Annotated in this window: 11 protein-coding genes; 4 read left to right on the top strand and 7 right to left on the bottom strand. The window is 53.9% G+C overall.

The window, feature by feature from the left end:
* Positions 1-39: 39 nt before the first annotated feature.
* On the top strand, positions 40-663 hold the full coding sequence (locus FJ954_RS16545) for a DUF4339 domain-containing protein (protein ID WP_181177829.1): 624 nt from the start codon (positions 40-42) through the stop codon (positions 661-663).
* Complete coding sequence (locus FJ954_RS16540) at positions 660-1,175, top strand: superinfection immunity protein (protein ID WP_140661992.1); 516 nt, start codon at positions 660-662, stop codon at positions 1,173-1,175. Before FJ954_RS16545 ends, FJ954_RS16540 begins: the two co-directional genes overlap by 4 nt.
* 478 nt (positions 1,176-1,653) lie before the next feature.
* On the opposite strand, the gene FJ954_RS16535 is transcribed toward FJ954_RS16540, so the two are convergent.
* Positions 1,654-3,675, bottom strand: a complete 2,022-nt coding sequence (locus FJ954_RS16535) for an acyltransferase family protein (protein ID WP_140661991.1) — start codon at positions 3,673-3,675, stop codon at positions 1,654-1,656.
* A 145-nt stretch (positions 3,676-3,820) separates the two neighbouring features.
* A complete protein-coding gene (locus FJ954_RS16530; protein WP_140661990.1) occupies positions 3,821-4,267 on the bottom strand; it encodes a MucR family transcriptional regulator in 447 nt (148 codons plus the stop codon).
* A gap of 655 nt (positions 4,268-4,922) precedes the next feature.
* Between FJ954_RS16530 and FJ954_RS16520 the strand changes: the two genes are divergently transcribed.
* On the top strand, positions 4,923-6,185 hold the full coding sequence (locus FJ954_RS16520; protein WP_140661988.1) for a hypothetical protein: 1,263 nt from the start codon (positions 4,923-4,925) through the stop codon (positions 6,183-6,185).
* Positions 6,186-6,215: 30 nt separating this feature from the next.
* Here the strand turns inward: FJ954_RS16520 and FJ954_RS16515 are convergent, their stop codons facing one another.
* The 5 genes from FJ954_RS16515 to FJ954_RS16490 all read right to left on the bottom strand — a co-directional run bounded on the left by FJ954_RS16515 (position 6,216) and on the right by FJ954_RS16490 (position 12,166).
* Positions 6,216-6,740, bottom strand: coding sequence for a hypothetical protein (locus FJ954_RS16515; protein ID WP_140661987.1), 525 nt, complete (start codon positions 6,738-6,740; stop codon positions 6,216-6,218).
* A 553-nt stretch (positions 6,741-7,293) separates the two neighbouring features.
* Positions 7,294-7,845: a recombinase family protein gene (locus FJ954_RS16510; RefSeq protein WP_140661986.1), complete on the bottom strand. Its 552-nt coding sequence runs from the start codon at positions 7,843-7,845 to the stop codon at positions 7,294-7,296.
* A 980-nt stretch (positions 7,846-8,825) separates the two neighbouring features.
* A complete protein-coding gene (locus tag FJ954_RS16500; RefSeq protein WP_140661984.1) occupies positions 8,826-10,292 on the bottom strand; it encodes a hypothetical protein in 1,467 nt (488 codons plus the stop codon).
* Entirely contained in the window at positions 10,293-11,183 is an 891-nt protein-coding gene (locus FJ954_RS16495) for a hypothetical protein (protein WP_140661983.1), read from the bottom strand.
* A gap of 14 nt (positions 11,184-11,197) precedes the next feature.
* Positions 11,198-12,166: a Rieske 2Fe-2S domain-containing protein gene (locus tag FJ954_RS16490; protein ID WP_140661982.1), complete on the bottom strand. Its 969-nt coding sequence runs from the start codon at positions 12,164-12,166 to the stop codon at positions 11,198-11,200.
* 221 nt (positions 12,167-12,387) lie between these two features.
* Here FJ954_RS16490 and FJ954_RS16485 point away from each other — a divergent pair, with 221 nt between their 5' ends.
* Positions 12,388-13,338 carry an ABC transporter substrate-binding protein gene (locus tag FJ954_RS16485; protein ID WP_181177827.1) on the top strand — a complete coding sequence of 317 codons (951 nt, stop codon included), beginning with the start codon at positions 12,388-12,390 and terminating at the stop codon, positions 13,336-13,338.
* Positions 13,339-13,441: the final 103 nt, after the last annotated feature.

The raw sequence follows: 13,441 nt of genomic DNA, 5'->3' as shown, positions 1-13,441 counted from the left end.
AATATGTAAATGGACCGAGGGCACAGTACGGGGATGGGAATGACTGAATGGTACTATGAGCAGGACGGCACTCATGTTGGGCCGGTGAGCGAGACAGACCTCAACCTGATGCTTGCGAACCGGTTGATCGATGCAGGTACGAGAGTTTGGACGGCGAGTTTTGGGCAGCAGTGGAAGCCCGCGAATGAGACGCAATTGCAGACACCCCAGCCGACTCCGCCACCGCCGCTCCCGCCGGTCTCGAGGCCGCCTCAATTGCCGGGCACGGCCGAAAAGAGACGTGCAGGGCCTAGTGCATCGGCAATACCAGAGCCATCCAAGGCCTATGCTTACCTCTTGGCGTTTCTTCCCCTCCTAGGCGCGGTCCTAGTCACCGCGATGGTCGTCGCAGGTGGCTCCGGTGACCTGCCTAGGATGATCAACGTAGTCCGATTTGCTATTTTGATAGTGTCGCTGCTTCTGGTTTTCCTCGACGCCAAAGAGCTGCGGGGGGTCAACATCGTCAGCCCTACCAAGGTTATGGTCCCATTTCTGCTCCTGATCCCAGCGGGCTATTTGCTTCATCGCAGTTTCGTGATGCGCCTGTCTTGGACACCCCTTTGGATTTGGCTGGGCAGTTTCGTGGTTTTGCTTGGCGTCACTAGGGCGCTGATGGGATCATGAACTTCAGAGGTATCTTCCCGCGCAAGGCAGTCCTGCCCGCTGTTGTCCTAGCGGTCGCAACATCGACCCCCGTCTACGCGGCCGCCGACAACCTCGATGCAGGAATCGCGTTTGTCATTTTCTTCCTCATACTGGCAATCGTTTATGAGCTACCAGCGATCATCGCGTTCGTGCGGGGCCACCCGAATAGGTGGCTGATCCTAGTCCTCTGCACAACGCTCTCTGGCACCGGCATCGTTTGGCTTGGCTGTCTGGTCTGGTCCTTCAAGGCGATCCACATTACTAACGATCCCGGTGGAACGAACGGCGGTGAGTCTGGGCTGAACCTTCTCGCCAATGACGTTCAGCGGATTCGGATTGAGAATCCAGCGGCCCTGTTGCAACCACCATCCGCACCGTCCTCGCCGCAGGACGCAGTTGAAAAGCTTGAGCGACTGAAAAAGCTTCTCGACGACGGGGCCATCGATAGGGCGCAGTTCGAGCGCCTGCGCGACCTCATCGCGGGCGGCTGACAACTAGGTTGCAATTCGCACTTTTAGCGCGCGTAAGTTGCAAGTGCTGAAAGTACGAAAAATCAACCCGGCGTAAAGCCTCGATAGCTGTTTTACAGGCCGCACAGGGGCCGCCAGCGGGCGAACACGCCAAGCGGGGTTGCTTCGGTCGGTCGAGCCGACGCGTTCGTCGGGCCACCCCTCACCATCGCCAATCGAAAATCAGTCAAATCGCAGCCTAAGGGAACCCCGCCTCATCGATTAACGGTGTTGCTGCGCATTAGTGGGTCTGAGTTCGACGTATGCCGGTTTGGCGGCGCACAATAAAGCGTTTCGCTGCCTGCTTCATCAACAATCAGTACATGTAATCCGGCTAACCTACGAACAATTCGGAACCGGTCTGGAGTTGCATGGAATCCGAATTTGACGCAAGGTAGATTGCATAGCGCCTATGCCGTCCAATGCGAGAGTCGAGCCGTGTTAAAGACCGCAGCCTTAGCTAAGCCTCAGGGGAATCCAAGCTGCCTGTGGTCCACAACTGCCTGCTTTCTTCTGGGGTGAGTACGCCTTTTTTATCGACAGCCTTTTGGATGGTGGCGAGCATTTGCTCCGCGCTGAAGGGTAGCCGCGCAAGATCCTCCCGAGACAGTCCATTGATATGAGGGACACCAAAGTGGCTGGCGAGTTCGCTGATCTGATGGTCATTTCTGCCAGCGCCGACATTGCTCAAGTGCAGAGCCGAGTCCTGCGACCCTTTCCACGGAAATTCAATCCATCGCCCCGGCGTTTTGACGTAAGTGCTCCCTACGCGACGCCCCATCCAGAACAGCCAGAGATCGTCGCCTTGGGGACAGAGCTTCGTGAACATCTCTTCGTCCACGGCTTCTGGCGATAGCGATTTAGGCCCGTAGAGCACTCCCCCTACGCCGGTCGGGAAAAGCATCCCAGCCGTGTCGGCAACGTCATACTTCCACTTATTGTACGGTGCAATTTGCCCGCCATCGTCGAACGCCACTGCGTGGCCTCGGTGGAAGACTACAGTTCGTTCGTCCGCGTGCTCAACGAGTTCCTCGAGCCACTTTGCGGAATAATAGACATCGTCATCTGCCGTGACGATGTAGGCCGTCGGGAAAGCCAGCAGCGCTGGAACGATCTTTTTGTAAGATCGGATGTCCCTGCAAAATCGAATTTCGAGCCCATGAGATTTCAGGTCTGTTACTGACGCGGGCAATTGGCCCGCATCCTCGGCAGTAACCCAAAGGATGATGCGGTCCGGTGCAACCGTCTGAGTGAGAAGACAACGCAGCGTCAAATGCAAGGTCGAAAAGCGCTTCGGATACGACGTTAGCGAGACGATCAAATCCGCAGACAGAGAATGGGGCCTCCCTTTACGCCTGAGCGGCCATCTTAGGGCGATCAAAGCTTTCGCGACTTCTGGCTTCAGTGAACGGACCGCGTCGGCTCGATATTGTTCGAGCCGCCAGCCGAGCCCATTGCGGATCCACGCGATAGCACGGGCGGGTGCACCGGTGCCGGTCCCTAGGAACCAAGGGGAAAGCCATGCAGACCGTTTTAACAGTAGGTATATCACGTAAGGGCCAAATACCGCCGCGAGCAAGATGACGGCCTCGTTGGCCACTCCCACGCTGCGAAGAGAGAAATGGAAAAATTGATGCAAGAACATAATGACCAACGACGCCTCTCCGAGCTTGGCCATTGGCGCTGAAATGGCAGCTATCGCCGCTGCTCTCCGCACCAACATGAGTACCGTAACCGACAAGGCCAGCGCTATCAGGAGACCCACGACAGGAGGGCCGAAGATTGAATACTTCATGTTGAACTGAATGTCGGCCCCGTTCGCTGCTACGGCGAGCGCGACAACGCCAACCGTTGCGACGAAAAGGGACAAGGTGCGAAGACGGAATTGGTGCGTTCGAAGCAGATCACCAAACCAGTAGCAGCACAACGCTATGGGCACCGCCGCGACTGCCCAAGGTGAACGGTTCATGGGCCAGTGGGTCTGAATTGCGTAGCCAAGCACGATGCAGACCGCGATAAATCCGACCATCCGCAAAGTGCCTGGACCCTTTGCCCAAGTCGCAGCTTCATTGTAGACGATCTGGGTAAGAAACAAACAGGTCACGAACCAGAATACGCCGAAGTCCTGCCATAGGCGCATACCGCCAAGGAGGTCGTTGACCACCATTTCTCGAAGTTCCCAAGGCGCAGGAGCCTCGTGCAGTAAGATGTTACGAGCGATTACTGCTATCGTCAAAAACGACAAAAAAGCCACGTATGGGACGAGAAGGCTCGTGACTTTCTTCCAAAAGAGCTGGCTGCGGTCTGCAGGCTTATAGACGTAGCCGGATATCACGAAAAATAGCGGCATGTGAAAAAGCAATACCGCGTTTGCGAAAGCGCCGTCCCACCAACTGCTACCAGCCCCTGCAATGTGGGCGGACACCACAAGCAGTATGCCCACACCTTTTGCAGCATCGAGCCAAACCTCGCGATTGGTCATGTTGAGCTCCAGCCTCGCATAGAAGCAATTCTAGATGAGACCCTTCGCATCCGCAACACGAAATTGTGCGGCGCACCATAGTCGAGGGCGAGCTCGAACTCACGTGCGGAACTAATGGCAGGATTGGCATTTTCCTTTGCCCCAATCAGACCTGCGCCTTGTTTCGACGCTTGGCTGGCTTAGCCGCTGCTTTTCGTCCAAGCCCGCTGGACTTGGCCATCGCCGACCGCTGGGCCGCGTAGTTTGGCGCTACCATAGGATAGTCCGACTTCAATCCCCACTTGGCCCGGTACTCATCGGGCGTCAGGTCGTAGTGCACACTCAGGTGGCGCTTAAGCGATTTGAACTTCTTCCCATCTTCAAGACAGATGATGTAGTCGGGGAACACAGACCGCTTCGGGTTCACCGCGGGAGACTGAAGTGGCTTCTCAGGTTCGACCGGATGCCCAATTTTCGACAGTGACGAATTCACGCTTTGAATCAGTTCGGGGAGTGATGCGACAGGTACAGCATTCTTGCTGACATAAGCAGAGACAATATCTGCTGTGAGTTCGAGCAATTGGGTTTGTGGGTTCAAAACGTTATCTGTCACAGATGGCTCCTAAGGTGCGTAGCTTCGGAGATCCTTTACGCACTTTGCTCCGAAATACCAGTCCGCGCGCGAGCTTTAGCGCGTCAAGACGGAAGCCCTATGTGCAGCAGCGTAAACGCTCCTCCTTTCTTCTTGAGTATTTGCCTAGCGCGGCGCATACTCGTGCCGGGAGCGATGGGCATGGGGAAGCCTGTTCAACGGCGGCGAACGTCATGGTGGCATTCGGTCTATCGGGCTCGCCTTCCGATTTCTCTAGCGCTGCTTGGCGGAGCCTCCATCGGCTACATTGCGACAGTATCGCAGCATGGGCTTCCAGCAGTTCACTATGCCGGTACGTCAGTCACCCGGAGTGCGCTGCGCGACGCTGGGTGTGACATCAAGGGAAACATCAATGATCGCGGCGAGCACATCTATCACGTGCCGGGTCAAGCATATTACTCCGCCACCCGTATCAATCCGGTGCGCGGCGAGAGATGGTTCTGCTCCGAATGGGAAGCGTGGTGGGCTGGGTGGCGAAAGGCCAAGGTTTGAAGATAGTGGCTATGCAATTCGGTGAACTAGCGGCTGTCACCCCTAGGTGGACCAAGCGTAGCCTTTGGCCATCGTGTTCGTTCGTCCATCCTGGACTGTGTCGTTCCGCAGCTGGGCAAACCTAATGTCCCGGCACTTCGCGAACGAGGCCGATTTCCACCAGCAGCTTATCAATAATCCCGACGCTTTCCCTGCTCCGTTTCGAGGCGCACCGGCGGCTCACACATTGTTTTGGGCTCATGAGCTTACGCTGCATGATGCTGGTCGCGGTGGGGGAAACGGAAGCGCGGACTTGTTGACCGTCGATGAGGCCGGGATGGTATGGCTTATCGAGGTGAAGTTTAAGTTCTCTCTCGAATCCGGGATACAAGTTTGGCAAGGCCAACTTGCGCGCTATCGCAAAGCGTTGATGACAATGAGCTGGCAGAAGATCGTGCGCTATACGCATCGATTCCTTACAGGTTTCGAGCAAACCAAACCTCAGCTTTCGCTTCGCACGAATTTAGTCAGCCTTGACGAATGCATCGTCGAGTGGCTGGTCGCGGTTCAAGCTGACACGGCCCCGGGGCTCTCAATTGTGTCGAAAATGGCAGAGAGACTGCGTTCTGGGAACTTTGGAATTATGCTTGTATCGGACTACTTCAACGCATCCGATCTTGCCGCCGCCCAATCCTTTGCGGAGGAAGTGCACAGCGGCCCCGTCGCATATGCAGTCGTCGATCCGGATTCCACCGGTTTCCACTGGCGCGTAAAATACTTTCGGCCGGGGGTCGATCAGAGTTGTGTGACCGGTGCATATGTCACGAGCGATTTCCTGCCGGAGAAAATGCCGCTGATTACACCAGCGCGGCTTCGCTCGCTTGTATCTCCGGCCTGTCGCGATCTGCTCGACACACTCGTCTATCCTCGGCTTCATGAGCTTGGCTGGAATGAGCGGCACGTCGCCAAGCGTAGCGCGTTCGACGCTATCATTCCGGTTGGTGGAAGTTCGCTTCCTCTATTGGTCGTCGGTACATCTGAACTGGATGCCAAGGCTCTGGAACGTCATGCAAAAATAGACGGTGGTCAGACGCTCAAGATCAATCCTCGTTTCAAGGCGGTCTTGAACCACACCGGCAATCTGGCGTTCGTGAACGCTTACATGAAGCGCTTTTACGAACTGGGATGGCGTGGTCGTAGGCGAGAGAACAAGCATTTACGCTGGGGTGTGACAGATATCTCTGCAGCGGAGCTCAGAGCATCGGAAGCTGCGATGATCTATTATCCTTTTGAGGATCAACGGGACCATAGCGGCAGGGAAGGCGACGCCGAAAACCTGTCAGATTTCTTTGCGGCTTTCGAGGAAATGATCTCTTCGATGCCTGAAGCCACACTGGAGCGCGGTTAGCGCCTTCTCAGTGATCGTTCCACCCAACGTTCAGGTCGAGCCTAAAGCACGTCGGAGGTTCCCTAATTCCGCAACGAGCCGCCGCCCTGCGGTTTGGAGCGATTTGACTATTTCGTCAGCCTCGTTCTGTTCGATGACAAGGACTGTGCGTTCCGGCTGTTTGGATCGGAACGTAAGAGTCCGCAGCACGAGCAACCAACTCCCTTGTTGGTCGAGAACAACTTTACCGACACCATGCGCCAGAGACGCGCGCAAACCCTCATGTGGATGAAAGGCCAACAGTGCGGCCGCAGATGCCTTCCCCTCGGAAGCAAAGGTGCCAGTCGGCCCAATCAAAGCGGCTAATTCTGCGAAGCGATGTCCGACCAGATGAGGCAACTTCGCTACAGCGCCGTTCCTCGTGTTATTCGCCAGCACAAGAAGCGTCTCGCTAACGGCTGACTCGCTCCGCGCAAACAAATCAAGGCAACGTCCACGCCATGCGTTGACAGCGGTCAAGGCATGAAGCCACTGATCGTTGGTGAAAGCAGAAATGGCAGTCGTTTCAGTATCCATTCGGCACTGTGTATTAGGGGCGACGCATACCAATACGTTGACCGCTACGTGCCAGCAAGAGCCTATAGGAGGAGTGGCTAGGTAGATGACGAAGCTACGCCCCAAAGTGCATCAGAGCGCGTTGACGGTTACTCAGAGTCGTGAATTTCGGGCGGGGCGCTTCGGCTTTCAGGTCCGGTGGACGTCCAGATCCTCTACTAGTTCCCCACCGCTTTTGACTATCATGGTGAGAAGAGCCTGCCTCACTCTCCCCTGCGCCTTCTTGTACATATCGGGCCATCGAGGATTCGTAAGCGCCAGAAATTCTGGCAAGCTTCGAACTTGTCTGGACTCGCGACGGCGGGCGGTTCTGTATTCTCGTACCTTTATCGCGCCGTCGGCAGGGTCCCAGAACAAGGATACAATATAGGAATTACCCGGAGCGCCCCGCCTTTCATGAACGACCTTTTCGTAGGGTTGCATGTCCATCCCTCCCATGCTGTCCGGTAAAACATATAGGAGTTCGGCACGTGGCGACAGTCGGTTGGCGGATGCGGATGGCATCGTTCGAAGTTCAAACTGAGACACTAGCGAGAATTCGGTAAACTTGCATCCTTGAGCAGCCCACCAGTTTCGCGATCTGCGTCGGGCTCTTGCCTTCATCGCGAAGGACCGCCACCGCGTTTCTATCAAACCTCTGTTTGCCGCCTTTGTAGATTCCTTGGGCTTTGGCTTGCTCAATGCCGTCCCGTTGGCGTTCTTTGATAAACCGTCGCTCCATTTGCGCGACCATGCCAAGTACCGTCAGGACGATGTGGCCCATTTCGCCACGTGTCGAAACATGCGGGTCGAGCACCGTGACGAAAGCTCCTTTTTGTTCGCACTCGTGTATCAGGTTGAGCACGTCGCGGGTGTCGCGGCCGAGCCGGTCAAGGCGCGTCACCACGAGCTCATCGCTTGGACGAAGAAAGTCTAGGATAGTCGCCAACTCGGCGCGGCCGTCACGGCTGCCGCCCGACACCTTCTCCGAGCGGATGACCTCGCACCCCTCAGCTTTCAGCTTGACGAGCTGCGTTTCGAGGTCTTGGTCAGCAGTGCTGACGCGAGCGTAACCGATGCGAGCCATAGCCTGTCACCTCAAGGTTTAGGCCTTACGCTACCCTGTCACAAATAGTCGATGTCAACCCAGATGTTACGCCTGATGACCACAGCGGTGTTACGTCACGGGGGGGTATACCCCAATGATCGAATGGCCCTGTTGAAATTTGAAAGCCTCATCTCTATCAAATCGGAGCGAGGGGCAAATTGGCCTCGGTTCAATTTTTGGTCGCAGCCTCGACTAGCGGACGGCACTGCGGACAGGTGTGATCTTGGTCACAATTTCGCGAACTGTGATTGCGGTAGTGTACATCACAATACCGCCGCGATGACCGGCAATCTTGAATCCTAGGCGTCTTTTCGCGGCCAATCCGCAATAGTTAATCGAGGCATATCGAATGAATCCGTAAGGCGGATGTATTTACCACTACCTTGGACTCTCCCGACAATACAGAGTTCTCCTATATTAATGATAGCATTTTCTTTATCAATAACGTATTCTTCTTTCACACGGACAACAGACGGCATCGCAACTACAATCGCATCTTTACTCCCTACTCTAATTATTCGCCTAACATTACACTCAATTGATACTGGGCTCTCCGCAATTCTTGGCGGCCGTACCGATTGTGACTTCTCTGGCGTGAGTCTCGCCTCCTGCATTTCATCGACGCCGTATGGAAATCCAATAGCTGTTACGTTCATCGCCCGAGATAAAGCCTCAGGCACCATATTTATTACCAACTCGCGCGTTTTCCTAATGTTCCTGATTGTGTCTTTTTCGTTTTCCGATCCAGCGTTTATCCCTATACAGACCGTTGGTGGATCACACGAAAACAAGTTGAAAAAGGAAAACGGGGCAACATTGGTCTGACCAGCGCCTCCGATCGTAACGACCCACGCAATTGGCCTAGGTATGATGACAGACGAAAGCAGTCTGTAGGCAGACGGCTCTGGCAAAGTCGAACAGTCAAATATCACTTGTGCCGACTCCGACTATTATGATTCTTACCCCGATATCAATTGCCTAAAGCCAGCAATAGTCGGCAGGAAAAAGTACCCCCCCGCGTTTGGCCAACACCATCCGCTACACGACGGAGATATTGTTCGTGGGTTAACCGTAACACTTATTTTCTTTTTTCGTTTATCCCGCGATCTCAGTACTATGTACCTATCGTCCGTCCCTTCAAAATTCGATCCGACTAGTCCATCCACTATGCGGGCCTTCAACAGCGCCTGTTTCCCGTTCTGCTTTTGGTGGATTTGATCGACACCATTGATTCGCCTCATAGTCGCTTCAAATTGTTCCTCAATCGATGTCATGAGTGCAATGAACTGCATTCCCCGTTCCACATAGTCCTGAATTGGCCTTTCAAAAGATGAAGGCGACTTTGGCCCGTAAGGCATGCCGCGCCTAGTTAATGCTCGGGGGGAAAAGCGGTCAGGAGATCGGGGATTAGCTTTCCGGATATGGGCGCTGTGAGGGCAGAACGAGGCAGAACGACCGCCAAAAGAGAAGTCATTAATATCCGAATTATTGTACGGCACTAGCGGGCGGCCATCGATTGTGCGGCCAACCAGTTGCTCAGCGATCGACAGCGGCGGAATGAATAGACCATGCTCGTCAGACATCCACAATGATGCCGCGGTGCAGAAACGATGAAAGCGATAGACGTCCTGATGAAGCCGCAAGAACACTAGGAAACTTCCACCGCGGAAGATCCCAGCGAGCGAATTCGACGACACACCACCCGCCAACGGCTCTGTGCGCCCACCGGACAGGCCGACCAGAAATCGACCGAGTTCCAACTTTGCGACGTCGCTTTGTGGTCGCCTATGCCATATGATGTCTACACCATCTTTGTCGGCTTTTAGAGGTTCGCTTATTGCGTCGAGGAACCCAAAATGTTCGCGTAACTCTGCGGAACTTTCTCCTAGATAGGCTCCTCGATCCTCACCGGGCAGAACGCTGGATGAAAAGCCTACGGGCGTCGTACCCGAAAGGGAACGACAAACTCGGAACGCTTTACGTGCGACTGCGGCGCGGTCAAAGCCACAAACAAGAACAATGAGGTGTGCAGTTCTCTCTTCAGCCCCCGGCCAATTGCCGTCAACGACCTCCCACTTGTCGATTTCAGCGTGTCCGCCCGGCCGCTGACTGCCTATGATCCGGCTGCGAGCGGCAAGGCCCTCTTTAAACGCCTCGTAACTGACACCGGACATTCTTGAATTAAGTGCCAGCATCCCTGCATAGGTCAAACCGACGTTGACCAAACTCAACTCGCGTCTGCGATCATCGTCCGCAGCCAAAAAGTCATCGATCGCATTTTGTGCTGTCGTAATTTCGCCAACCAACTTAGCCAGCGCCTGTCGTGCCGACGCAACGTCGATTATGCGTCGGAAGCAGACCGACTGGACACAAAAATTCTGAGGAGGCAGCACCCTCCCCTGAATGTCAGCGTAGTCGATGGTCATTTACGACCGCTTGCCCTTTGCCGACGATGCCTTGGAAAACTTCTTAGCAAGTAAAATGTCTGCCTCCCGCTGCCGTGCTATACACCGAAGAGATATTGACAGAAACTCTGCCTCGTCGAACAATGGATTGAAACGGTATAACTCTGTAAGTTCGTTCATATCCATCGCATTTAGAATAACCACGCCACCTTTGCAGTTTTGACGCACAGATATTACGTCGCAGAACGGCGACACAGACCATCCGTGCGTTATTTTTCCACGCTTTATCAAATCACCTGCATAGGCATACCACCAAAATACTTTTTCCGAGTAGATCGCCCTTTTAAGGTCAGACCAATGGGCGCTGCCCTCAGGACCCACCCCATAAAGCAGATAGGACACACCGGCCTCGGAGGAGTCGCTAAAGTTCGTATGCACATTTGGCGGATTGATAGGTGCCACCGTCTTTTCATCAAAGTAGGATGGCGGCTTGAGATAGGAGGCGCGAACACGATTAATTTCGGCTGTGGATGCTTTGTCGCTATGAAACTTACGCAACGACTCTCGAGTCCGTTCGTCTTCTTCGAAATCGTCGGCGAGGGACACCAAAGGAATCGTGATAAATACGCTATTGTCAGAAAGAGGGCACTCCGCCATAAACGTCTTATATTCCTCCATATCCTTGGCGGAAAACACGACAACAAAGCTACTTAAATTTATCCGCGCATTGAATGCGCTAAATAACGGATAGGAACCCCAAGCCCACTTCACGTTTCCTGCTTTGTTGTACCTCGAAAGCTGGTCGTGAAACCTTACGACCGAATGCGCTCTATTCGCTTGGAGCTTTTCGTCCCAACTGGCGTAATCCAGCGGCGGGTTTATGATGAGCATCACTTCCACGGGGTATGACAACGTCGCCTCCTATCTCATTGAGCAATAATCCTTGCATACTTTTCTCTGAGCAACGCTCCGGGTTCATCGAAGTCTAGCTTAATTTCTGATTGTCCGAGATACATACGGTCGGGTAATGCCTCGCAAACCTCTCGGTCCTCGGCGGTCATGGCCTGCTGTAGGTCCGCTTCCTTTTTTCTCACGTCGACTTCCGGGACGTTGCCGGTAGACACAATTTTGTAAAACATTGAACGACCCGGGCCAAGCGGAACGACCAACAGCAGGATCTGATCTTCATCTTCGACTTCGTCGTAATGAATTCTTATCGACACGTTAAATGGTGGAATGAAACGGTACGTCAGCGTTCTCGATACGGAATCGGAACTTCCGAGCTTCCCAATAATCCGCCTCGCTAAATGCCGATAGGTAAATGAGAACGACAATTCGTCACTGGTCAGCACCGTAAGATTGTTCGATGACGTCGTCTCGGCTCCGAGCGTTTCTTTGTGTACAAACGGGAAGTGTGCAACATCCAAGAAGTTGTCGACCATCTGTGGTGCCGACGCCGACCAAAACATTGGACCGCCGATAAAGTACCGCTTTGTGATATCAATGTGTTCCGCGACCCGCATCATGTCGTGATGGGCGGTACTCGGCGACGCCCAGAGAAAAAACCTGTCTTTCTGCAGGTTTAGAAGTCGCGATTGAACTAACCGAACACTTGGACCGCCCTCGACCTTTTGAGCACAACTTGCGTCAGGGCCAAAGCGCATTCCGTGGTAGGGACAAACAAGCGCATTACCTTGAACGAATCCCTTTGAGAGATCTGCACCGCGGTGTGGGCATCTGCCTCGCACCGCGCCCACAGAGTCACCCGAGCCAAAAACGACGATCGGTTCTCCAACCAGATCGACCTTCGTTGGAGTTTCCGCAGGCTGGTCTAGCCGCCATGTTGGATACCAGAAGTTGCGAAAGACGGTCTCGATTCCTGAGACATAATCCATCTGCTGGATCCTTTTTGCGCATCATAACCAGTTCATCTGCTGATCGCAATTGCTCTATTGCACAATCCAAGTCTAGGCCCAAGTGCCATAAATGTCTATATAAATGAAGCTGTTCGCACGAGACGAGAGGCTCGACGCGCGGCCGGAATAACATGTTCTGGTGGCGAATTGGCAATAGATCGAGTACCTTTTCTCCGTTTTCTTTAACGAGGATGTGGAAGATGTCCAAATGGGGCGCGGTTTTTGGGTTTTTGGCGACGATCCTGATAGGGACGCACGCGCTGGCCGACAATACAATTCGGCTCCAGCTATCGTGGTTTCCAAGTGCTGAGTATGGATGCTTCTATCAGGCCATAGCCGACGGCATCTATAATAAGAAACAAATCGATCTACAAATCTTGGTCGGCGGCCCTCAAATAGATACGAGGTCTTTGCTACTGGCGGGCAAAGTAGATGTTATAATTGGATCATTTTCTCAGGATGTCTTCTTCTTCAATGATCGCGATGTCCCAATACTCGCCATAGCCGCGATATTCGACAGATCCCCTATGGCCGTGATTTCGCGAAAAGACAGCACGAGAACGAATAGCCCTGCACAGTTGATAGATACTCCGATCTATGCGTCGCGTCATAGCGAGCTCGCATTGTGGCCCCAGCTTAAGACAACCTTCGGATGGTCGGATGCGCAGTTGCGCCTTTACACCGGCCGTCTTGAACCCGTTCTCGCTGATGAAAAAGCTGCGGTACTAGGCTTTATTTCAAGCGAACCGTGGCGCTTTGAGAAGGCGGGGGTGGCACCGAAGGTATTTCCTCTATTTGACTACGGTTTCGACGACTATGGCTACCTGTTAGAAGTAACAAGCGCGACACTTAGGGACCGCAGGGATGTGCTCGCCAAGTTCGTAGCGGCAACAGTCGAAGGATGTCGGGCATATGTTGGACCCGGCTTTGAGCGTGCTCATCAGCTTATTATGCAGGGAAGCCCGGACACGACTCCTGAAGAGCTCCTGTTCGCTCGAAGCGTTCTGATAGAAAATCGGGTGATTACCGGAACCGGCAGGATGCTTGAGGCGCGTTGGGCAGCAATTGCCGCGCTAGCCGCAAAGAGCGGGGCGTTCTCGTCTGTAACTGGATATCAGAACCACCTTGTGTTTGATTTAGCTGCCAACTAAAGGCGGAGGTCCACTTTCGGATTCCTTCGGGTGTCGGTGTCGATTCCGATATACATTGAGCCTCGGGAGTGGGGTTTCGTGACCTCAGGGCATACCCTGACGT

This window comes from Mesorhizobium sp. B2-3-15, from assembly GCF_006442875.1.
In the GTDB taxonomy this organism is placed as follows: Bacteria; Pseudomonadota; Alphaproteobacteria; order Rhizobiales; family Rhizobiaceae; genus Mesorhizobium; species Mesorhizobium australicum.
Note: the sequence above shows the minus strand (reverse complement) of the source record. Positions and strands in the feature narration are given on the sequence as shown.